Below are 21,507 nucleotides of genomic sequence, written 5' to 3'. Positions count from 1 at the left end.
GTCCGCGACATGTGCAGGATCAATGACCCCCTCGATGGCCTCTTCGATGACCAGTTCCGGAAGCGCTGGCTCGCTGATTTCAAGCACTGTGAATTCAACCGGCGCAGAGGGCTGTTCTGGCTCGACACCTCCCCGGAGGACGAAATAGGTCACCGTGATTTGGCTATTCTCGTTACCCCGGATCACCTCAGCGGCGATCTTGAACTCCTGTTCACCTGCCGTCTCCACGATGTGCGTCTGATTGTCCGGATACGTCCCCTTCAATTCGATACGTACCTTGTCCAGCGGTTGCAACTCGGCACTGGCGGCGATGAACACCGTTGCACCGTCCGCGACATGTGCAGGATCGATGACCCCCTCGATGGCCTCTTCGATGACCAGTTCCGGAAGCGCTGGCTCGCTGATTTCAAGCACTGTGAATTCAACCGGAGCAGAGGGCTGTTCTGGCTCGACACCTCCCCGGAGGACGAAATAGGTCACCGTGATCTGGCTATTCTCGTTACCCCGGATCACTTCAGCGGCAATCTTGAACTCCTGTTCACCTGCCCTCTCCACGGTGTGCGTCTGATCGTCCGGGTACGCCCCCTGCACTTCGATACGTACCTTGTCTTGCGGTTGCAAGCCGGCATCGGCGCCTATTACAACCGTTGCACCGTCCGCGACAAGCGCGGGATCAATGACCCGCTCTGCAGTGGCCTCTTTGATGACCAGCTCCGGAAGCGCCGGGACAGCAGCCCCGACTTGCAGCGTCAACGGCTCGGAGTAACTGGACGCTCCCTCCGCCCGCGCGACCCAGTAAGACGCCACCACCGCGTGACCGTCGTTATCGGTTACCAGTTTTTTACTGATGGTCAGATCATAATGTTCGCGCTCGTGGTTGGCAGCGGTGATGTTGATCCAGTCTTCCAGCGACGCCTGATCCGTGCCCTCCCAGTTGAACCACAGTACATCGCCTATCCTGACACGCGCATAGCGCTGCACCACCAGCTTGGTACCACCGACCGGTACCTTTTCGGGATCGAGCACCCAGCTGCCATCTGCCTGTTGCTCTGCGTAGTCGACACTCGGTGCTGGCAACTCAGCGCGCGGTTCACCGACATTGAAGGTGATCGTGCGCTCCGACCTGCGTGGCGACAGACCGGCCCGCTCCAGCGTATAGAGCAGCACCAGTTTGCCACCCTCGATCGCCTTCAGGTGTTTGCCATCGACCGAGAACGGAATCGGCTCCTTGCGCGCTGCCTCACCGTTGCTGATGTCATGGGGATCGATTGCCGGGAAGTATGGCTCCAGGTCCGGCCTTTCCCCCTCCCAGACCAAAGTGATCACATCGCCCGCCTGCATACTGTCGTCCCAGGGCACCTCGATGTTGGCTACCGGCAACGCCGGGTCGAGGGTGCCCTGCTGGGCATCCAGTGCCTTCGGCGCGGCCAGGCGTACAGCTTCGCCCTGAATGGCGACGAACTGGCCTCTGGACTGATAGCTGCCTTCAGCCCGCTGCTGCTCATAAGCCTGGACACCCAGGGCCCGGCGCGACGCCTCCGACTTGACCAGCTCATAGCTGAATTTCGCCTGGGTCTTGGCCAGTTGGCGCACATCTGCATTGGCAATGCCGATTTCGAGCACCGCCGGCACGCTCTCGATTAGCTTGGGCGGATAAGTGATGTCCACCGGGCGCCCGTCCTCGGTCTCGCCGAACAGGCTGGCCACGATGCTGTCGCCCACCGCGAACGGCGCACCAGACGCCCACACCTGCAAGGTAGCATCGGCATCACCCAGAACCTCAAGGTCGAGGACGTTGTTCCTGGCTTCCTTCACGATGCCAGCGGCAAGTCGCGCATTGCCGGTGTCGACCACCACCCGCTGCTCGGCACTCCAGTCCTCGGAGCGGTTGTCAACCAGGTCATAAACTTCAAAAGCTATCGCCAAGCCTTTTTCATCCGAATCGCCCGCCGCGAGAATCACTGCTTCCTCGACCAGGATCACAACGGGATTTTCCTCGGGGCTGCTCGCCTGTTCCGGGGTCACAGTATGGCTAATGAACTGACCGCCCCAGCTGAGGCGGATCTTGTCGTCCTCGGCCATGAACGGATAAGGCAGGATGGTCACCTCCACCCCCTGCTTGGCGCGCTCCTGGTCCACCCCGTCCTTGACCACATCCTCCGGCAGGGTGAATTTGAGCTCGGAATGCCCAGGGTTGGAGCCGTCCTGGTCCTGGCCACCGGGACGCTCGAGCTTGACGTAGATACCGGTCGCCGCCGAAGGCTCCTCTACCTGCCCCAGTCGCTTGACCCGATAGCTGAGTTCAGCAGCGCCATTCTGCAGGTGAATCGGCGGAACGAAGAGCGTCTGGCGCTGGTCTACCAACTCAGAGGGAATGGTCAGGCTGCTGACCTCGTCACTGCCAAGCAGAATCCGCACCCGATCACCTTCATTCATTTGCGGCCACGCCGGGACATATAACTGCAGGCCGTTTCTGGGAAAGTTTTCACGGGCCGCCGCAAGGTTGATACCCCATTTGTCGATGAACACCGGGCCGGTAGCACCAGGTATCGAAAGTTCATCAAGCACCAACTGCCTGTCATCTGATGCCTGGGCAATGATATTGCCTGCCGACTGGTCGTTGTCCAACATTGCGCCGCTCCTTTACCGAATGAGGGAAGTACGAAACATTGAACGCCAAGCCGAAGTGGCCTGCTACTGACAAAAATGCTAGGGGAAGCATGAAAATATCGGTTACTACCTGGCTCAAAAACAGAAACGGCATTGCTGGCCAGGCCAGCAATGCCGTTATCGTCAACACTACTTCAGCTACACAGCTTCTGGTCGTGCAGTTCAGCAACCTTTACCCTAACCGAATGCCCGGGAACGAAGGGCCGAGCTGTGCCGACCATCCCTCTCCACCGCCGTTCATGTCCTTATGCTGGGCTTGCTGACGTGGAAGCGGATTCCAGATCAACCGTTGATCACGAGCCCAATAAGTCCCCCCAGGCCAACCGATCTGGCCAAGCCCACCGCCTGCCCTGTACTGATTGAACACTTCCCGCAGATCGCCCATAAAGATGCGCTGATCCCACCCTACGATGTACTGGGCAGACGACATGAAATACATGCGAATGACATTCTGCACCGTCACGTTGTAGCTCACCGATTGCTGGGCCTGGTCGCGCACGGTGATGACAGCACTGCCATTGCCACGCGACCTGACGGTACCGTTGCTATCGACGCTCGCGACAGCCGTATTACTGGAGCTGTATTCATATGGCGGTACACCGCCACTAGCCACGCGTTGCCGCGACGTGTTGGCCGGCGCCACGCTGGGCCCCTGGCCGTTATCACCACGCACGAAGAGCCTGCCATTGAGTACCAGGGGGCTGGTATCGATCACCAACGGCGGCCGGTTCTCGACCGTGACGATCCACTCGCCGGAAACCGGCTGGTTGCCGTAGAGGCCTTTAGCGGTGAACGCATGACGACCAACGGCAAGCCCCGACATCGGAGCCTGCCAGTTGCCCCCCGGTGCGGCTACGGTGGGCCCAGACGTGCCATTGTCCAACATCTCTACTTTCAGCCCGGCTTGAGCGCTGCCATGCAGTGTCAGCCCGGTTTCATAGGTGCGGCCACCATTACCAATCGGCTGGCCCTTGCTATCGACCACACGGGTGATGACTGGCGTGGCACCTTGGCGCATTTCGAAGCTATGGCCGCTCGACTCCAGCTTGCTGCCGTACAACGCCACAGCCTTGACCAGGTGCTGGCCGACGGTCAGCGCAGAAACCACAGCGCTCCAGTTGCCGCTGCCATTGACCGCTGCCTGGCCCTTGGATGTGGCACCGTCGAACAGTTCGACCCGCCGCCCGATACTCGCCGTGCCAGTGACCGTTACACTGGAGTCGTACGTGAAGCCATTGTTGGCAACATCCCCCAGACTGTCCTGCACCCTGACGATGCTTGGTGCCACTTCCTCCACCACGGTGAAGGTGCGGGCGTCCGAAACCAGGCCAGCGCCATACAACGCCTTGGCCGTCAAACTGTAGGCGCGGCGCTCGAGCCCGACCATGAGATGGCTCCAGTTGCCGCTGGCATCAACCGGCACCTCGCCCAACGAGTTGGCACCTTCGAAAAGCTCGATCTTCTGGTTGATACTGGCCTTGCCGACCAGGCTCACCTGCGCATGTACCGTGGTACCGCCCTGCGTCACCTCGCCGTCGCTGTCCCTGACACTGGTAATGCTTGGCCTGATTTCCTCATAGACGGTGAACGTCCTTACCGCCGATTCTTCACCTGCGCCATACAGTGCCTTGGCCCTGACGCCATAGACCTTGATCGGCAGCTGATCGAGCCGTAACGTCCAGATGCCCCCAGGGCTGACGGTCGGCACGCCCAGGCTGGCATTGCCGTCGAAGATTTCAACCTGTTCATTGGCACTCGCTTCGCCGCCCAGGGTAAGCGCGGTATCGACCGTCGCACCGCCATCGGGGACTTCGCCCCGGGAGTCCAGGACGCTGATGATGGTCGGGAAGATATAGTCGACCACTGTAAACCGGCGTACAGCCGACTCCTGGTCACGCCCGTAGAGCGCCCTGACCTTGATCGAGTAGCCTTTCACCTGCAGGTTTCGCAAGGTCAGGGTCCAGTTACCGGCGAGATCGGCCCGGGCGGTATCGACCGGCACGCTGCCATCCAGGATTTGCACCGGCTGCCCGATACTGGCCTTGCCCGCCAGCACGATCTGCGTATCGACCGTGGTCTTGCCGTCGGCCAGTTCGCCGCGCGAGTCCTGCACACTGTCGAGGGTCGGTGCCAACTCGGCGACTACCTCGAAGGCACGTGGCGCAGAGAGGTCCTTGTTGCCATACACGGCCCGGGCCTTCAGTTCATGACTACGGATCGTCAGGCCTTCGAGATCCACGCTCCAGGCGCCACCAAGGTCAACATCTACAGTATGCAAACTCACTTCGCCCTCGAGCAGGTCAATTTGCAGGCCGGGGCTTGCGAGCCCGGAAACGGTTACTGTCGTGTCGACCGTGGTCGCCCCTTCGGCCACCTCGCGGCGCGAATCCTCGATGCGGGTGATGCTGGGCACGACATACGCCACTACCGTGAACTCCCAGGGCTCGGAGACCAGGCGCCTGCCGTACTGGGCCCGCGCTTTGACGCTATACGATCGCGGTACCAGCTCGGTCATCGGGAAGTACCACACACCATCGGCATCGGCCCCTGCCGAGCCCACCTCGGCATCGCCATCGAGCATGTCGACCCCGAACCTTGCTCGCGCAGTCCCACTCAAGGTGACGGCAGTGTCAACGCTGATCCCGCCATTGGCGACAGCGCCGTAGCTGTCGACGGCTGCGGTGATGGCCAGGGGGATCGGCGTGCCGATATAGAGTTCGAGGAAGTCCGAGATGTCGACCTGCTCGGTACCCGCGCGCTTGACCGTGTAATACGCGAGGATCAGGGTGGTGCGCGAAACCTCCACCACTGCTGGGCTGATACGGAAATCCACCGGTCTCCCCACTTGGCCCTGGGTAATTTCGAGCCAGTCACTGGTCGTACCGTCCGGGTACACGCTGCGCCAGTAGTACGTCAGGATATCGTCCTCAAGCCAATCGGTGTAACCAACATGCAGGGTAGCGCCATTGGGGAAGATCCATTCCGGGTCCAGCACTTCGCCATCCGACTCGAGCACCTCAGGTGCAGGCAAGGTATGGCGCAGCGTGGTCACCCGGTAATAGCTGCGATCGGATTCGCGCACCCCGTAGAGCGCCGCACTGTCATTGGCGACCCGGTAGTAGAGTTCCAGCGTACCGCCGGCGAGTGCCTCGATGTGCTCGCGTTCAATGTGGAACTGCAATGGCTCTTCCTTGCCTGTGGCCAGCTTCTCCTCTTCGTAAAGGTAGGGAGTGCCGTTCGCGCGCGTGCCGCGCCAGACCAGGTTGACCACATCACCACTACCCATGCCCGGGTAAGGCCCGGCAAGCACCCAAGCCGATTCGGTACGATCGTCAATCAGGTCTTCGATGGCTTCCAGCACGATCGGCGCCGGCAGTTGATAGATGTCACCTTCGATTCGGGCAAATGCCCGCTTCGACGACTGCGCTGGAGAACCATCCGCCGGCCGCAGCACATAGGATGCGTCTCCCGTACCCTGGGCCGTGCTTCGTACCAGGCGATTGGGAACCTTGGCTTCGAGAAGCGCCGGTACGCTTTCGACAGTCAGCGTCTGGCGATGCTCAAGCTGCTCTCCGCTGGCCAGCGTACCGACCCAGGTGAATTCAATGCTGTCGCCTACTGCAATCGGAGACTGGTTTGTACGGATAAACACTGTGACATCACTGGCTTTGAGCTCGGCCAGGTCGATCACACCGTTGACCGCCTCCTTGATGATCGGCTCTTCCAGCCGCCAGGCCCCCGCCTCCACCGTGATAACGGTGGGGCGCGACCGGTCGCTGGCAAAGTTCCACACTTCATCGTGGGGCCAATGGCTCAGTTGCAATGCGTCGGAGTCACCCGCGGCAAGGATAACGTCCTGTCCGACCAGAATCTCCACCGGGTCGTTACCTGCCGCTTCGGCTTCACTGATTACCCGCGGTACTTTCACGCTGCCCCAATCCAGCACCACCACATCCTGCGGGGCACGGTCAGGGTAGACATCGATAGTTACCGGCACGCCCTTGGCAGCCCACTCTGCAGTGACCCCATTGTCGATGACATCCTGCGGGACCCTAGGTCGTGGCAATTCCGAGTGCCCAGGCAGATGCGGTTCCTTGTCGACGCCGCCCGGGCGGTACTGCTTCACCCGCAGACGCAGCGGTGCCGACGGTTCGGGCGCCGTCGCGTCCTTGCGCAGCACTTCGAAGTGAATGTTCTCTACCCACTCGACATTGAACCTGTCGGCCGGCAGGTGGAAAAAAATCCGCTTCCCCTCATCAGTCTCTTTAACGTCGATAGGAGGCAGCGGGTTGCCTTCGATATACACCGTCAGCACGTCTCCCTCGTACATATCCAGATAAGGGTCGATGGCAGACAATAAACCCTTGGGATCTTCTTCGATCGTGCTGATATTGATACCGCCATCGGCTGATGCGACGGGCGTGCTCATCCCGGCAATCAGCAATGGCCGTAAAACCAACGGAACAGAGCCATCGGCAGGAGGAGGAAAGAGCCTTGCAGAGAACCGGTTCATGAATAAGCCTCATGGGAAAAGTGATTGCGCCATTGAACGGCTGTTACCTGCCGCCACCCAGTGACGGGGACAAACAACAGTGAACGTTGCAATCAACACTTTTCCAACTGGCAAAATTACTAGTGCGGTAAACGTCTGCCAGCTGTCGCCTGGGCTGTCTACTGATAAAACTGTCAGGTGGCGGGATACGACTGCTGATTTATCATGGAAGTAGATTTCTGCAGTGGCCAAAAAGGATGGCTTTATTAGGGTATTTTTCTGAATTTTTCCTCTCTACCCACATGAATTCCCCCATGAAAGAAGCATTTGCGGTTACTGCGTTCAAGCTCAAACCCTTGTATATTGCGACCATTCCCCTGTTATTAACCGCGCCCTGTTTTTCCATTTGTCTACGATGACTTCGAGATCTTCGTCCAGCGCAGTACGCAACAAGATGCCATCCGGGTTATCCTCCCCGTCCTGGCCTTTCACGATTGCCGGTACTTCAGGGGCCGGATAGTTGAAGTCGAATAGGTGCGGATAACAACCAGCAGCGAAGAGGCTGCCGTCAGTTGCACACCATTGGACGCCCAGGTTTGAACTTTGAAAACTGACAGAAATGCTAGGTGCGTAATACACCCGCGGCAGGACAAATGGCTGTGGGTAGCGAAAAGAAAAGGCCCGGAACTGGGCCTTTATGGGTATTGGCTATGCCAATCAATCAGGGCAGTGAACAGTCCGTCAATTGCAGGAAGATCGCCGCCAACCGTTCCAGCCCTGCCTGGTCCGCCTCGCTGAAACGGCCGATCTTCGGGCTGTCCAGGTCCAGAACACCAATCAACCTGCCCTCCTTCACCAGCGGGATCACCAGCTCGCTGTTCGACGCGCTGTCACAGGCGATATGCCCCGGGAACGCATGCACGTCTTCCACACGTTGAGTCTGGCGGGTAGCCGCCGCTGCCCCGCACACGCCCTTGCTGAACGGAATGCGTACGCAGGCGACCTGGCCCTGGAACGGGCCGAGCACCAACTCTTCGTTGCGATTGAGGTAGAACCCAGCCCAGTTCAGGTCGTCCACCTGGTTGTACAGAAACGCCGAGAACTGCGCGGCATTGGCGATGAAGTCGCGCTCGTCGGCGAACAGCGCCTGCACTTGCGCCGCCAGCAGGTCGTAGCCGTCGAGTCCGGCGCCACTGGCATTGAGGTCGATCATTTACTTTGCTCCAGCAATTGCAGCCCGACCCAGTAGCGGGCGAACTGATAGGCACAGCGGCCATTACGGTTACCGCGGCCGGTAGCCCAGCGCACGGCGAGGATGTCCAGAGCTTCGTCACGCTGCCAGCGCAGGCCGGCCGGGCGCGCCAGCTGGCCGATCCAGTGCTCGACCACGTTGAGAAAGTGTTCCTGGCTGAAGGGGTAGAACGACAGCCACAGGCCAAAACGGTCGGACAAGGCAATCTTGTCCTCCACCGCTTCGTTGGGGTGCAGCTCGCCGTCGACCATTTTCCAGTTTTCGTTGTCGCTCTGTTTTTCCGGCACCAGGTGGCGGCGGTTGGAGGTGGCGTACAGCAGCACGTTGTCCGGGGCCTGTTCCAGCGAACCATCGAGCACGCTCTTGAGCACCCGGTAGTCGCCCTCCCCGGCTTCGAACGACAGGTCGTCGCAGAACAGAATGAAGCGCTGCGGCAGCTTTTGCAGTTGTTCGACCACCCGCGGCAGGTCGGCCAGGTGGTCGCGTTCGATTTCGATCAGGCGCAGGCCGGCACCGGCGTGTTCGGCCAGCAGGGCCCGCACCAGCGACGACTTGCCGGTGCCGCGCGAGCCCCACAGCAGCGCATGGTTGGCGGGCAGGCCGTTGATGAACTGGTGGGTGTTGCGGCCCAGCTGGTCACGCTGCTGGTCGACACCGATCAGGTCACTCAGGCGGATGTCCAGGCTGACCTCCAGCGGCAGCAGGTAGCCGCTGCGGCCATCACGCTGCCAGCGCGCGGCCAAGGTAGTGCCCCAGTCGATGTCCGGGCGTTGTGCCGGCAACAGGGGTTCAAGGCGCGCCAGTACCGATTCGGCGCGGTCCAGGAAAGCTATCAAGCGGGCGTCCATGAAGACTCCTACAAATTTCAGTTATTAGGGGGCGCAAAGCGGCCCCCGCTTGGCGACCAACTGAAATGAACAGACAGACCCACCAGAAGCCGGGTGTGATCGGCTATGCTTGCGCTGCGCAAGGAACGTGGAACCGGCTCGGCACTCATGGATATCAAGTTCACCAATCGCCTGTCATACAAGCAAGCCCGGTTGACAGTCCTGGTCGGCTTCATCCTGGGAACATTGCTCAGTCTCATCCAGATCGGCATCGATTATGCCAGCGAAGACGCATCCATCAACCGAGAAGTGCGCGCCTTGCTGCAAATCAGCCACAATCCGGCCTCGCGCATCGCCTACAACATCGACTCGGAACTGGCCCTGGAGCTGACCAGCGGCCTGTTGCAATCGCCGGCGGTCATCCGCGCGCGGCTGAGCGACAACAACGGCATGGTGCTGGCCGATGTCGAGCGTCCACGCATGGAGGACCGTTACCGCTCGCTGAGCGACTTCCTGTTCGGCGAGCAGCGCCAGTTCGAGGATCGCCTGTACCTGACCCACATGCCTTACGACGACCTCGGCAACCTGTACCTGGAGGTGGACACCTACGCCTTCGGCGCCCGTTTCCTCGACCGCGCCGGTGTCACCCTGGTCAACGGCTTCGCGCGCAGCCTGGTGCTGACCGGCATCCTGCTGGGGCTGTTCTACATGATGCTGACCAAGCCGCTGGTGACCGTGATCGGCGCGCTCAGTGGGCGCGACCCGCGCAAGCCTCGGCAAACCCGCCTGGACTGCCCGCACGGCCACGAAAACGATGAGATCGGTGTGCTGGTGAAAGTCGCCAACCAGCAGTTCGTCAGCATGGCCACCGAGATCGACCAGCGCCGCAACGCGGAAAACCGCCTGACCCAATACCTCAACGAGCTGGAAGACATCGTCTCGGCGCGCACCAATGAGCTGAAAGCCAGCAACAACAGCCTGAGCCGCTCCAACCAGGAACTGGAAGAGGCCCGCCGCCGGGCATTGGACATGGCCCAGGCGCGTTCCGCGTTCCTCGCCAACATGAGCCACGAGATCCGCACCCCGCTCAACGGCATGCTCGGCATGATTGCCCTGGCCCTTGACAGCCCCTTGCCCAGCGAGCAGCGCCAGCAACTGGCCATCGCCCATGACTCCGGCAAGGTATTGGTCGAGCTGCTCAACGATATTCTCGATCTGTCCAAGTTCGATGCCGGCCAGCTGGAACTGGAGCGTATCCCGTTCGACATGGGCTCGATGGTCGAGGACACCGCCAACCTGCTGTCGCAGAACACCGCGCAGAGTGTCGAGCTGACCTGCCTGATTGCCCGCGATTTTCCCAGCAGTGTGCTGGGCGACCCGACGCGGGTGCGCCAGGTGGTCAGCAACCTGCTGTCCAACGCGCTCAAGTTCACCCGTTTCGGCCGCGTCGATGTGCGCCTGACCACCATTGTCGGCGGCGTACGCCTGGAAGTGCGCGATACCGGCATCGGCATCCCCGAAGAAGCCCAGGCCAGGATCTTCCAGCCATTCACCCAGGCCGGCGCCGGCATTACCCGCCAGTTTGGCGGCACCGGTCTGGGCCTGGCGCTGACACACAACCTGTGCAAGGCCATGCAGGGCCGCCTGCACATTGATTCGCGGCCAGGCTTTGGCAGCCGCTTCAGTGCCGAGCTGCCCTTGGCCGTGCACACCGAGGCCATCGCCCCGGCCCCGTTGCAAGGGCGGGTGGCGGCACTGAGCATGGCCGGCAGCGGGCTTGATGAGTTACTCCAGGACCTGCTGCCCGCCTGGGGGCTGACCTATCAGCGCCATGACAGCAGCGCCACGCTGGATGCCGCCGACATCGACCTGCTGATCACCGATGACCTCGACCGCCTGTTTGAACTGCGCCCAGCGCTGAAGATCCCGATCCTGCTGGTGACCGCCTACGGCAACTTTCTGCCCAGTGAACAATCGGTCGCCCTCGCCCCGCTGCATCAACTGGCCCGACCACTGGCGCGCAACGCCCTGTACCACACCCTGCGCCGCACCTTGCAAGGCTTCGAGCCCGAACACCCGCTTGCCAGCCCGGTCATCACCGTGGAACAAGGCCGCGCGCGGATCCTGCTGGTGGAGGACAACCCGGTGAACCAGCTGGTGGCCAAGGGCATGCTGGCCAAGCTGGGCTGCCAGGTACAACTGGCGACCCAAGGCGCCGAGGCCCTGGAAATGCTCGAACAGGACACGTTCGACCTGGTGCTGATGGACTGCAACATGCCGGTGATGGACGGCTACGAGGCCAGCCGGCGTATCCGCCAGAGCGGCCGTTGGCCCGACCTGCCGATCGTCGCCCTGACCGCCAATGCCATGCCCGAGGAGCGCGAGCGCTGCCGGGCGGCAGGCATGAACGACTACCTGGCCAAGCCGTTCCGCCGCGAAGAGCTGCTGGCGCTGATCGACCACTGGGTGCCGGTCAACGGCTGAGCAGGCGCTCGATGTCTGCCTGTAGGGCTAGCGGCTTGGTGGTGGGGGCATAGCGCCTGACCTGGCCGCTGGCCGGGTCGACCAGGAACTTGGTGAAGTTCCACTTGATCTTCTGCGAACCGAGCAGGCCTGGGGCGCGCTGCTTGAGTTCGACGAACAGCGGGTGGGCACCCGGGCCGTTGACCTCGACCTTGCGGAACAAGGGGAAACTCACGCCGAAATTGCGCTCGCAGAACTGGGCGATCTCCCGCGCATCGCCCGGCTCCTGCTGGCCGAACTGGTTGCAGGGGAAGCCCAGCACCACCAGGCCACGTGCCCGATAGGCCTGCCACAGTTGCTCCAGGCCCTTGTATTGCGGGGTAAAGCCGCACTGGCTGGCGGTATTCACCACCAACAGGGCCTTGCCCGGGAAGTCGCCGAGCGTCTTGTGCTCGCCACCCAAGGTCACGCATTTGATATCCAGCATCGATTCAGCCATGTGGCGGGCTCCGGTCAGTCGCGCGGGCGCAGGTCGATGCACACCGAGTTGATGCAGTAGCGCAGGCCGGTCGGTGGCGGGCCGTCCGGGAACACGTGGCCCAGGTGCGCATCGCAGCGGGCGCAGGTGACCTCGGTGCGGATCATGCCGTGGGAGGTGTCGCGAATCTCGATCATTGCGCTGTCTTCGATGGGCGCATAGAAGCTCGGCCAGCCGCAGCCCGAATCGAACTTGGTCTGTGCATCGAACAGGGGCAGGCCGCAGCAGATGCAGTGGTAGATGCCATCACGGCGTTCACTGTTGTACTTGCCGCTGAATGGCCGCTCGGTGCCTTTGAGGCGGCATACCTGGTATTGCTCGGGGTCGAGCATCGAGCGCCATTCTTCCAGGGTTTTCTCGATCTTTTGCATGTAGGGACCTCGGCAGGCTGAATTTCACCGCGCACCGTCTTTTCCGGGGCGCGGGTGGCACGTATATTAGTTGGCTTCGTGTGCCAGGCGTTCAGTCTGGCACCCGCTTCCTGCCCTTTCAAACCTTTCGGCGGGGCGTTGCGCGTTTTCTCAATCGGGATCCCATCATGCAGTTCAGCAAATCGAACAAGCTCGCCAATGTCTGCTATGACATTCGCGGCCCAGTGCTCAAGCACGCCAAGCGCCTGGAAGAGGAAGGCCATCGCATCCTCAAGCTGAACATCGGCAACCCGGCGCCGTTTGGCTTCGAGGCGCCTGACGAAATTCTCCAGGATGTGATCCGCAACCTGCCCACCGCGCAGGGCTACAGCGACTCCAAGGGCCTGTTCAGTGCACGCAAGGCGGTGATGCAATACTGCCAGCAGAAGGGTATCGAAGGCGTCACCATAGAAGACATCTACCTCGGCAACGGGGTGTCCGAGCTCATCGTCATGTCGATGCAGGCGCTGCTGAACAACGGCGACGAAGTACTGATCCCGGCCCCCGACTACCCGCTGTGGACCGCTGCCGTGAGCCTGGCCGGCGGCAAGCCGGTGCACTACCTGTGCGATGAACAGGCCGACTGGTTCCCCGACCTTGACGATATCAAGGCCAAGATCACCCCAAACACCAAGGCGCTGGTGATCATCAACCCGAACAACCCGACCGGCGCGGTGTACTCCCGGGAGCTGCTGCTGGGCATGCTCGAGCTGGCCCGCCAGCACAACCTGGTGGTGTTCTCGGACGAGATCTACGACAAGATCCTGTACGACGAAGCCGTGCACATCAGCACCGCCTCGCTGGCTCCCGACCTGCTGTGCCTGACCTTCAATGGCCTGTCCAAGTCGTACCGGGTGGCGGGCTTCCGTTCCGGCTGGCTGATCATCTCGGGGCCCAAGCACCACGCGCAGAGCTACATCGAAGGCATCGACATGCTGGCCAACATGCGCCTGTGCGCCAACGTGCCGGCGCAGCATGCCATCCAGACCGCGCTGGGCGGCTACCAGAGCATCAACGACCTGGTGCTGCCACCGGGCCGCCTGCTGGAACAGCGCAACCGCACCTACGAACTGCTCAACGATATCCCGGGGGTGAGCTGCGTGAAGCCGATGGGCGCGCTGTATGCGTTCCCGAAGATCGACCCGAAGGTGTGTCCGATCCACAACGACGAGAAATTCGTGCTCGACCTGCTGCTGTCGGAAAAGCTGCTGATCGTGCAGGGTACGGCGTTCAACTGGCCATGGCCGGACCACTTCCGGGTGGTGACCTTGCCGCGGGTGGATGACCTGGAAGCGGCGATCGGGCGGATTGGCAGTTTCCTGAAGGGGTATTCGCAGTAAGGTTCGACGGGGTGTTGGGGGGGCGAGATCGCGCGCCGCCCACGTGCCGGACCTACGCCAGGGTAGTCAGCCTTGGTGCATGGCTTGGGCCTTGCGGAGTCCGGGAGTTCGGACGCCGCCCGCGCGGCGCTCGATCTGAACGCCGCCGGAACGCTCAAGGCATGAAGCCGCTTCTTACATCCTGCAACGCTCTATCCCACAGCCCCCCTGCCATCCTCTGCCATACTCCGCCGTACACAGTTTGAAATAGTCACCCGATTGAATCAGCACGGCCGGCACCTTATATACCCCGCAGTAAGCGACAACTCATCCGTCAGGAGAACGTAACAACCATGATGCGCATTCTGTTGTTTGTAGCCACCAACCTCGCGGTGGTGCTGGTTGCAAGCATTACCCTGAGCCTGTTTGGTTTCAACGGGTTCATGGCCGCCAACGGGGTCGACCTGAACCTCAGCAGCCTGCTGGTGTTCTGCGCCGTGTTCGGCTTCGCCGGCTCCCTCGTCTCGCTGTTCATCTCCAAGTGGATGGCTAAGATGACCACCGGCACCCAGATCATCAGCCAGCCGCGCACCCGCCACGAGCAGTGGTTGCTGCAAACCGTCGAGGAGCTGTCCCGCGAGGCCGGCATCAAGATGCCCGAGGTAGGTATCTTCCCGGCGTACGAAGCCAACGCCTTCGCCACCGGCTGGAATCGCAACGACGCGCTGGTTGCGGTATCGCAGGGTTTGCTGGAGCGCTTCTCGCCCGATGAGGTGCGCGCGGTACTGGCTCACGAGATCGGCCACGTGGCAAACGGCGACATGGTCACCCTGGCGTTGGTGCAAGGTGTGGTCAACACCTTCGTGATGTTCTTCGCCCGCATCATCGGTAACTTTGTCGACAAGGTCATCTTCAAGAACGAAGAAGGCCAGGGTATTGCCTATTACGTGGCGACCATCGTTGCCGAACTGATCCTTGGCATCCTCGCCAGCATGATCGTCATGTGGTTCTCGCGCCGCCGCGAATACCGCGCCGACGAGGCTGGTGCCCAGTTGGCCGGCACCGCAGCGATGATCGGTGCCCTGCAGCGCCTGCGCGTGGAGCAAGGCCTGCCCGTGCACATGCCCGACACCTTGAAGGCGTTCGGCATCAATGGCGGCCTCAAGCACGGCCTGGCCGGCCTGCTGATGAGCCACCCGCCGCTGGAAGACCGTATCGAAGCCCTGCGCCGTCGCGGTTGATCCACCCAGTGACAAAAAAGGGCGACTTCGGTCGCCCTTTTTTGCACACGCCAGCACCGGCAACACAGCAATCAGCGGCTTACCTGGTACACCCTCTCCAACAGGCTGGTAATGCCCGCCTGCATAAACTTCGGGCTCTGCTTGATGACCTCTGCAACCTCCAGCTCGTCCACCTGCCACCCGGCCAAGCCTTGACGCAGCTCTTCATCCTCGACCGAGAATGGCGGCCCGTCCAGCAGCACCTGGTCATAATCCAGGGTCACCACCAGCCCGCGACACCCCACCGGCAGCAATGCCGACAATCGTTGCAGATAACGCGTACGCATCTGCGGCGGCAGCGCGATTACCGCCGCCCGGTCATACACTCCTGTACAGTCGCCAACATCCTCCGGCTGCAGAGCAAAGAAATCACCGCACCACAGCTCCAGATCACCATTGCGCCAGACCTCGAATGCCCCGCGCTGCTGCACCTCGGCATCAAGCCCATGTTCGCGGAAGAAATCCTCCACCGCCCGCCGCGACAGCTCGATGCCCACCACCCGATGCCCCTGCCCGGCCAGCCAGGCCAGGTCCAGGCTCTTGCCGCACAGCGGCACCAGCACGCGGCTACCCGGCAGCCGCTGCAGGTGCGCCCAATACTTTTGCAGGTAGGGGTTCACCTGCGCCTGATGAAAACCGATCTGGTTGTCGGCCCACCGCTGCTGCCAGAACGCTGGCTCCATGATCACTCCAGTTTTTTAGATGATTGCTCGGTAAAACTTGGTTTGGATTTCGATCTGTAGTTGTTCGAAGATGAATACATCTTAACCGCCAGGACCCCGCCATGCTGCCCAGCCTGTTCATTTCCCATGGTTCCCCCATGCTTGCCCTGCAACCCGGGGCCAGCGGGCCGGCGCTGGCGGGGCTGGCCACCAGCCTGGTGCGGCCGAAAGCGATCGTAGTGGTATCGGCGCACTGGGAAAGCCGCGAACTGCTGGTGACCGGCAGTGAACGACCCGAGACGTGGCATGACTTCTATGGCTTCCCGCAGGCGCTATATGCCGTGCAGTATCCGGCGCCGGGCAAGCCCGCCCTTGCCGGGCAGGTCAGCGCCTTGCTGAGCGCTGCCGGGCTGCCGGCCCGCCTGGACCCGCAGCGCCCGTTCGACCACGGTGCCTGGGTGCCGTTGTCGCTGATGTACCCGGATGCGAGCATTCCCCTGGTGCAGGTTTCGCTACCCAGCCATTTGGGGCCGGCATTGCAACTCAAGGTGGGCCAGGCGCTGGCAGGGCTACGCGACCAGGGCGTGCTGCTGATCGGCTCGGGCAGCATCACCCACAACCTGGGTGAACTGGACTGGCACGCCGGGCCGGAGGTGGTCGAGCCTTGGGCACGCGCGTTCAGGGATTGGGTGGTGGAAAAGCTGCAAGCGGATGACCAGGCAGCGCTGCTGGGCTATCGACAGCTGGCACCGAGTGCGGTGCGTAACCATCCCAGCGATGAGCATTTGCTGCCGCTGTTCTTTGCCCTTGGGGCGGGTGGCAAATTTGCGGTGGTGCACCAGGGGTTTACCTTGGGGGCGCTGGGGATGGACATCTATCGGTTCGGCTGAAGGGCCTTGTCGCCGGCAAGCCAGCTGCCACAGGAGTACCGCAGGCTTGAACATTGGGTTGCTGTGGGAGCGGGTTACCCGTGAAGAAGACACCGCGGTTGATGGCACGGGCTTCGCCCGTATTCGCGGGGCAAGCCCGCTCCTACAGGGACCGCGCCAGCTTTTGGAAATTGAGCAAGACAGTTGCTCCTACCTGTGGGAGCGGGCTTGCCCCGCGAACACGGGCGAAGCCTGTGCCATCCACTGCGTCGCCTGCTTCGTGGATGAGTCCGCTTCAACATGGCTTCGACTTGACGCTGTACCGGTAGCCGGCTTGCCGGCGATGAGGCCCTGGCGGGCAAAAAAAATCCCCGACCTAGGCCGGGGATTTTTTCATTGCGCCAGGATCAATCCTCGCGGTAGCGGCGCAGCTTCAGCTGCTTGCCAGCCACGCGCGTGTCCTTGAGCTTGGACAGCAGCTTCTCCAGGCCGTCTTCCGGCAGCTCGACCAGGCTGAAGCTGTCGCGCACCTGGATGCGGCCGATGGCGTCACGCGCCAGACCACCCTCGTTGAGGATCGCACCCAGCAGGTTCTTGGCCGCGATGCCGTCACGGGCACCCAGGGCGGTACGGCAACGCACGCGGCCTTCGGCCAGCGGCATCGGCGCACGGCGCTCGCGGTCACCACGCTCCGGACGCTCGCCACGCTCACCACGCTCGGTTCGCTCACCACGCGGGGCAAAGCTCGGCACCAGCGGCTGCTCACCCTCGACTGCAGCCAGGTCCAGCGCCTGACCATTGGTGGCCTTGCGCAGCAGGGCCGCAGCCAGGGCACGAGCGCTGCAACCCAGGTCGCTGGTCAGGCGGTCGAACAGGTCGCCGTGGGTGGCTTCGGCTTCGGCTACCAGCGGCGCCAGGCTCGAAGTCAGCTTCTTGATACGGGCATCCAGCACGGCCTGGGCATTCGGCAGGCGCGCTTCGGCCACCTTCTGCCCGGTAACACGCTCGATGACCTGCAGCATGCGGCGCTCACGCGGGGTGACCAGCAGCAGTGCGCGGCCATCGCGACCGGCGCGGCCGGTACGGCCGATACGGTGCACGTAGGACTCCGGGTCGTACGGCATGTCCACGTTGAATACGTGGGTGATGCGTGGTACGTCCAGGCCACGGGCGGCGACGTCGGTGGCGACGACGATGTCCAGGCGGCCATCCTTGAGCGAGTCGATGACGCGTTCACGCTGGTTCTGGGCGATGTCGCCGTTCAGCGCGGCAGCCTTGTAACCCTTGGCTTCCAGCGCGGCGGCCAGATCCAGGGTGGCTTGCTTGGTGCGCACGAAGGCGATCAGCGCGTCGAACTCTTCCACTTCCAGCAGACGCAACACAGCCGGGATCTTCTGGTCGGCGTGGACCATCAGGTGAGCCTGCTCGATCGCGGTGACGGTCTGGGTCTTGCTCTGGATCTTGACGTGCTTGGGCTCACGCAGGTGACGCTCGGCGATCGAGCGGATCGACGACGGCAGAGTGGCGGAGAACAGCACGGTCTGGCGGCTGGCCGGGATGGCATCGAAGATCACTTCGAGGTCGTCCATGAAGCCCAGCTTGAGCATTTCGTCGGCTTCGTCCAGGACCAGGTACTGCACGGTGGACAGCACCTTTTCGTCACGGCGCAGGTGGTCGCACAGGCGACCCGGGGTGGCCACGACGATTTGCGCGCCATTGCGGATCGCCCGCAGCTGTGGGCCCATCGGGGCACCACCGTAGACGGCGACCACGTTCACGCCCGGCATCTGCTTGGCGTAGGTTTCGAAAGCGGTAGCAACTTGCAGCGCCAACTCACGGGTCGGCGCCAGGATCAGGGCTTGCGGTTCGCGCTTGCTCACATCGATCTTGTTGAGGATCGGCAGGGCGAAGGCAGCGGTCTTGCCGGTGCCCGTCTGCGCCTGGCCGATCATGTCGTGACCGGCGAGGATGATCGGGATCGATTGTTGCTGAATGGCGGATGGCTCTTCATAGCCGGTCGCCAGAACGGCAGCAACAATGTTCGGATTGAGATCGAGAGCGGCGAAGCCGCCGGTTTCCTGGGTCATGGGTCTGCCTCTAGGTGCATCCGCAAAGACCCATGCTCCAAAGCTGCACAAGCCATGAAAGACCGACAGGTCACCCAGGCAGCTTTGGCGGCGGGGATTTGCGAAAACGATTGAAAAAGAAAACGTGGGAAGGTCCGCCTAGCGGACGCGCAGCCGAAGCTGGACTCGGAGGGTTTGCACCACCTGATTTTGCGGCCCGCTAAAAGACCGGCGCGTACTATACCCGAAATGGTGCAAAGAAGTGAGGAAAATTTTCGCGATTTGCGGCCAGTATCGGGCCACCAATCAGCGCAAGCTGAATCGATAATCCTTCGCACACTGACAGTGTCGCTGCGGGAGCGACCCTGTGTCGCCAAGGATGCGCAGCCACTCAGGTAGCCGGACGAATCTCGCGGATCAACCCTTCCAGGCTGTAGCCCAACCGCGGCGCCAGGGCCTCGGCGCGTGCACGCAGCCCGCCGAGGTCCAATGCCTGTTCCAGGTCCGCCGGCACCAGCAGGATCACATTGCCCTCCTTCACCGGCAGTTCCCAGTAATGCCGGTGGTACAGGCCGCGCAGCAAGGCCGCACCCAGCGGCTTGCCGTCATCGGTAGCCCACTGGTTGATCACCAGCCAGCCGCCCGGGTTGAGCTGCTGCTGGCAGTTCTCAAGGAAATTCCATGCCAGGTGCCCTACCCCAGGCCCATGGTCGGTGTACAGGTCGACGAACAACAGGTCGGCCTTCTCCGCCGTGGGCAGCAGCTCCAGGGCATCGCCAATGCGCACATACAGCCGCGGGTCATCGTCCAGGCCCAGGTACTCCATGGCCAGGCGTGGCACGTCCGGGCGCAGCTCGATGGCCTCGATGTCGTCCAGCGGCAGGAACTTCATGCACGCCTGGGTCAGCGTGCCGGCACCCAGGCCGAGAAACAGCGCGCTTTCCGGCTGCTCATGGCACAACGCCCCGACCAGCATGGCGCGGGTATAGTCGTACTCCAGCCAGCTCGGGTCGGCAGTGAACACGCAGCTCTGCTCGATCGCATCACCGAACTCCAGAAAGCGGTAGTCGTCCACTTCGTACACGCTGATGACGCCAAAGGCATCTTCCACCCGTGCCAGTAGCCGCTCTTGCCGTTCCGCCATGCTCACCATCCAACCCGCAAAACGCGCATTGTCCGCCAACGCCCCCGATGCAACAAGCACAGCGCCAACTGTTAACATGGCCCGTAGCCTACAACTGACAAGACCGAGCCTGAAATGAACCAACCGTGGAGCCCTGACAGCTGGCGCGCCCTGCCGATCCAGCAGCAACCGACCTACCCCGATGCGGCGCAGCTGCTGAAGGTCGAACAGACCCTGGCCAGCTACCCGCCGCTGGTGTTTGCGGGCGAGGCGCGCGAGCTGCGCCGGCAGTTTGCCGAGGTCACCGAAGGCCGCGCATTCTTGTTGCAGGGCGGCGATTGCGCCGAAAGCTTCGCCGAGTTTTCGGCGGCGAAAATCCGCGACACCTTCAAGGTGCTGTTGCAGATGGCCATCGTCATGACCTTTGCCGCCGGCTGTCCGGTAGTGAAGGTCGGGCGCATGGCCGGGCAATTTGCCAAACCGCGCTCTTCGGGCGATGAAACCATCGGCGACATCACCCTGCCGGCCTACCGGGGCGATATCGTCAACGGCATCGGTTTCGACGCCAAGAGCCGAATCCCCGACCCGGAGCGCCTGCTGCAGGCCTATCATCAAGCCACCGCCAGTCTCAACCTGCTGCGCGCCTTCGCCCAGGGTGGGTTTGCCGACTTGCACCAGGTGCACAAGTGGAACCTGGACTTCATCGCCAACTCGGCGCTGGCGGACAAGTACCACCAGCTGGCCAACCGCATCGACGAAACCCTGGCGTTCATGCGCGCGTGTGGCCTGGACAGCGCGCCGCAACTGCGCGAAACCAGCTTCTTTACCGCCCACGAAGCGTTGCTGCTGAACTACGAAGAAGCGTTCGTGCGCCAGGACAGCCTGACCGGCGATTACTACGACTGCTCGGCGCACATGCTGTGGATTGGCGACCGCACCCGTCAACTGGACGGTGCCCATGTGGAGTTCCTGCGCGGCGTGCACAACCCGATCGGGGTCAAGGTTGGCCCGAGCATGAACCCCGAAGAGCTGATTCGCCTGATCGACACGCTGAACCCGGCCAACGACCCGGGGCGCCTGAACCTGATCGTGCGCATGGGCGCCGGCAAGGTTGGCGACCACTTGCCCGGGCTGATCCGCACGGTCGAGCGCGAGGGGCGCAAGGTGCTGTGGAGTTCCGACCCGATGCACGGCAACACCATCAAGGCGAGCAGTGGCTACAAGACCCGCGACTTTGCGCAGATACTCGACGAGGTCAAGCAGTTCTTCCAGGTGCACCAGGCCGAGGGCAGCCATGCCGGTGGCATCCACATCGAGATGACCGGGCAGAACGTGACCGAATGCATCGGCGGTGCACGGCCGATTACCGAAGATGCGTTGTCGGACCGCTACCACACCCACTGCGACCCCCGCATGAATGCCGACCAGTCGCTGGAGCTGGCGTTCCTGATCGCCGAAACCCTCAAGCAGGTGCGGCGCTAGAAGCGTTCGCGGGCTCGCCCGCTTTCACAGGGGCACACGCTTCGAGAGCAGTGC

The 21,507-nt window shown here is 62.2% G+C and carries 12 protein-coding genes and 2 pseudogenes; 5 read left to right on the top strand and 9 right to left on the bottom strand.

The features are described from left to right. From B4L76_RS17615 to B4L76_RS17600, 4 genes and pseudogenes are all read right to left on the bottom strand, one after another. A pseudogene (locus B4L76_RS17615) lies at window positions 1-2,631 on the bottom strand (hypothetical protein); the annotation flags it as partial. Window positions 2,632-2,842: 211 nt separating this feature from the next. After that, window positions 2,843-7,183, bottom strand: a complete 4,341-nt coding sequence (locus B4L76_RS17610) for a hypothetical protein (protein WP_296234260.1) — start codon at window positions 7,181-7,183, stop codon at window positions 2,843-2,845. A 700-nt stretch (window positions 7,184-7,883) separates the two neighbouring features. Beyond that, window positions 7,884-8,375, bottom strand: coding sequence for a GAF domain-containing protein (locus B4L76_RS17605; protein WP_296234258.1), 492 nt, complete (start codon window positions 8,373-8,375; stop codon window positions 7,884-7,886). After that, window positions 8,372-9,262: an ATP-binding protein gene (locus tag B4L76_RS17600; RefSeq protein WP_296234256.1), complete on the bottom strand. Its 891-nt coding sequence runs from the start codon at window positions 9,260-9,262 to the stop codon at window positions 8,372-8,374. The genes B4L76_RS17605 and B4L76_RS17600 overlap by 4 nt, the downstream gene beginning before the upstream one ends. A 105-nt stretch (window positions 9,263-9,367) precedes the next feature. On the opposite strand from B4L76_RS17600, the gene B4L76_RS17595 reads away from it, so the two are divergent. Beyond that, window positions 9,368-11,725, top strand: coding sequence for a hybrid sensor histidine kinase/response regulator (locus B4L76_RS17595; protein ID WP_296234254.1), 2,358 nt, complete (start codon window positions 9,368-9,370; stop codon window positions 11,723-11,725). Here the strand turns inward: B4L76_RS17595 and B4L76_RS17590 are convergent. Then, a complete protein-coding gene (locus tag B4L76_RS17590; protein ID WP_296234252.1) occupies window positions 11,715-12,203 on the bottom strand; it encodes a glutathione peroxidase in 489 nt (162 codons plus the stop codon). The genes B4L76_RS17595 and B4L76_RS17590 overlap by 11 nt on opposite strands. 14 nt (window positions 12,204-12,217) lie before the next feature. Next, complete coding sequence (gene msrB, locus B4L76_RS17585; protein WP_289129578.1) at window positions 12,218-12,613, bottom strand: peptide-methionine (R)-S-oxide reductase MsrB; 396 nt, start codon at window positions 12,611-12,613, stop codon at window positions 12,218-12,220. Between the two features lie 167 nt (window positions 12,614-12,780). Here msrB and B4L76_RS17580 point away from each other — a divergent pair, with 167 nt between their 5' ends. Both B4L76_RS17580 and htpX read left to right on the top strand, forming a co-directional pair. Continuing rightward, entirely contained in the window at window positions 12,781-13,992 is a 1,212-nt protein-coding gene (locus tag B4L76_RS17580) for a pyridoxal phosphate-dependent aminotransferase (protein WP_186689069.1), read from the top strand. 332 nt (window positions 13,993-14,324) lie between these two features. Continuing rightward, window positions 14,325-15,212 (top strand): protease HtpX, encoded by an 888-nt coding sequence (gene htpX / locus B4L76_RS17575; RefSeq protein WP_023661073.1) that lies wholly within the window; start codon window positions 14,325-14,327, stop codon window positions 15,210-15,212. A 71-nt stretch (window positions 15,213-15,283) separates the two neighbouring features. On the opposite strand, the gene B4L76_RS17570 is transcribed toward htpX, so the two are convergent. Then, entirely contained in the window at window positions 15,284-15,934 is a 651-nt protein-coding gene (locus B4L76_RS17570; protein ID WP_296234248.1) for a thiopurine S-methyltransferase, read from the bottom strand. Window positions 15,935-16,035: 101 nt separating this feature from the next. Between B4L76_RS17570 and B4L76_RS17565 the strand changes: the two genes are divergently transcribed. Continuing rightward, a complete protein-coding gene (locus B4L76_RS17565; protein ID WP_296234246.1) occupies window positions 16,036-16,803 on the top strand; it encodes a DODA-type extradiol aromatic ring-opening family dioxygenase in 768 nt (255 codons plus the stop codon). Window positions 16,804-17,189: 386 nt separating this feature from the next. Here the strand turns inward: B4L76_RS17565 and B4L76_RS17560 are convergent. After that, window positions 17,190-18,903 (bottom strand): annotated as a pseudogene (locus B4L76_RS17560) (DEAD/DEAH box helicase). Window positions 18,904-19,239: 336 nt separating this feature from the next. Next, window positions 19,240-20,001: a spermidine synthase gene (locus B4L76_RS17555; protein WP_296234559.1), complete on the bottom strand. Its 762-nt coding sequence runs from the start codon at window positions 19,999-20,001 to the stop codon at window positions 19,240-19,242. 105 nt (window positions 20,002-20,106) lie between these two features. Here B4L76_RS17555 and B4L76_RS17550 point away from each other — a divergent pair, with 105 nt between their 5' ends. Beyond that, window positions 20,107-21,453 (top strand): class II 3-deoxy-7-phosphoheptulonate synthase, encoded by a 1,347-nt coding sequence (locus B4L76_RS17550; protein WP_296234244.1) that lies wholly within the window; start codon window positions 20,107-20,109, stop codon window positions 21,451-21,453. Window positions 21,454-21,507: the final 54 nt, after the last annotated feature.

Source organism: Pseudomonas sp. UBA4617 (assembly GCF_002386445.1).
Lineage (GTDB): Bacteria > Pseudomonadota > Gammaproteobacteria > Pseudomonadales > Pseudomonadaceae > Aquipseudomonas.
The sequence above is the reverse complement of the archived record's forward strand: the minus strand, read 5'-3'. Positions and strand labels throughout refer to the sequence as shown.

Excerpts from the sequence above, each read along its gene's own strand:
- B4L76_RS17610 (WP_296234260.1), bottom strand. The coding sequence starts at position 7,183 with ATGAACCGGTTCTCTGCAAGGCTCTTTCCTCCTCCTGCCGATGGCTCT.
- B4L76_RS17605 (WP_296234258.1), bottom strand. The coding sequence starts at position 8,375 with ATGATCGACCTCAATGCCAGTGGCGCCGGACTCGACGGCTACGACCTG.
- B4L76_RS17600 (WP_296234256.1), bottom strand. The coding sequence starts at position 9,262 with ATGGACGCCCGCTTGATAGCTTTCCTGGACCGCGCCGAATCGGTACTG.
- B4L76_RS17595 (WP_296234254.1), top strand. The coding sequence starts at position 9,368 with ATGCTTGCGCTGCGCAAGGAACGTGGAACCGGCTCGGCACTCATGGAT.
- B4L76_RS17590 (WP_296234252.1), bottom strand. The coding sequence starts at position 12,203 with ATGGCTGAATCGATGCTGGATATCAAATGCGTGACCTTGGGTGGCGAG.
- msrB (WP_289129578.1), bottom strand. The coding sequence starts at position 12,613 with ATGCAAAAGATCGAGAAAACCCTGGAAGAATGGCGCTCGATGCTCGAC.
- B4L76_RS17580 (WP_186689069.1), top strand. The coding sequence starts at position 12,781 with ATGCAGTTCAGCAAATCGAACAAGCTCGCCAATGTCTGCTATGACATT.
- htpX (WP_023661073.1), top strand. The coding sequence starts at position 14,325 with ATGATGCGCATTCTGTTGTTTGTAGCCACCAACCTCGCGGTGGTGCTG.
- B4L76_RS17570 (WP_296234248.1), bottom strand. The coding sequence starts at position 15,934 with ATGGAGCCAGCGTTCTGGCAGCAGCGGTGGGCCGACAACCAGATCGGT.
- B4L76_RS17565 (WP_296234246.1), top strand. The coding sequence starts at position 16,036 with ATGCTGCCCAGCCTGTTCATTTCCCATGGTTCCCCCATGCTTGCCCTG.
- B4L76_RS17555 (WP_296234559.1), bottom strand. The coding sequence starts at position 20,001 with ATGGTGAGCATGGCGGAACGGCAAGAGCGGCTACTGGCACGGGTGGAA.
- B4L76_RS17550 (WP_296234244.1), top strand. The coding sequence starts at position 20,107 with ATGAACCAACCGTGGAGCCCTGACAGCTGGCGCGCCCTGCCGATCCAG.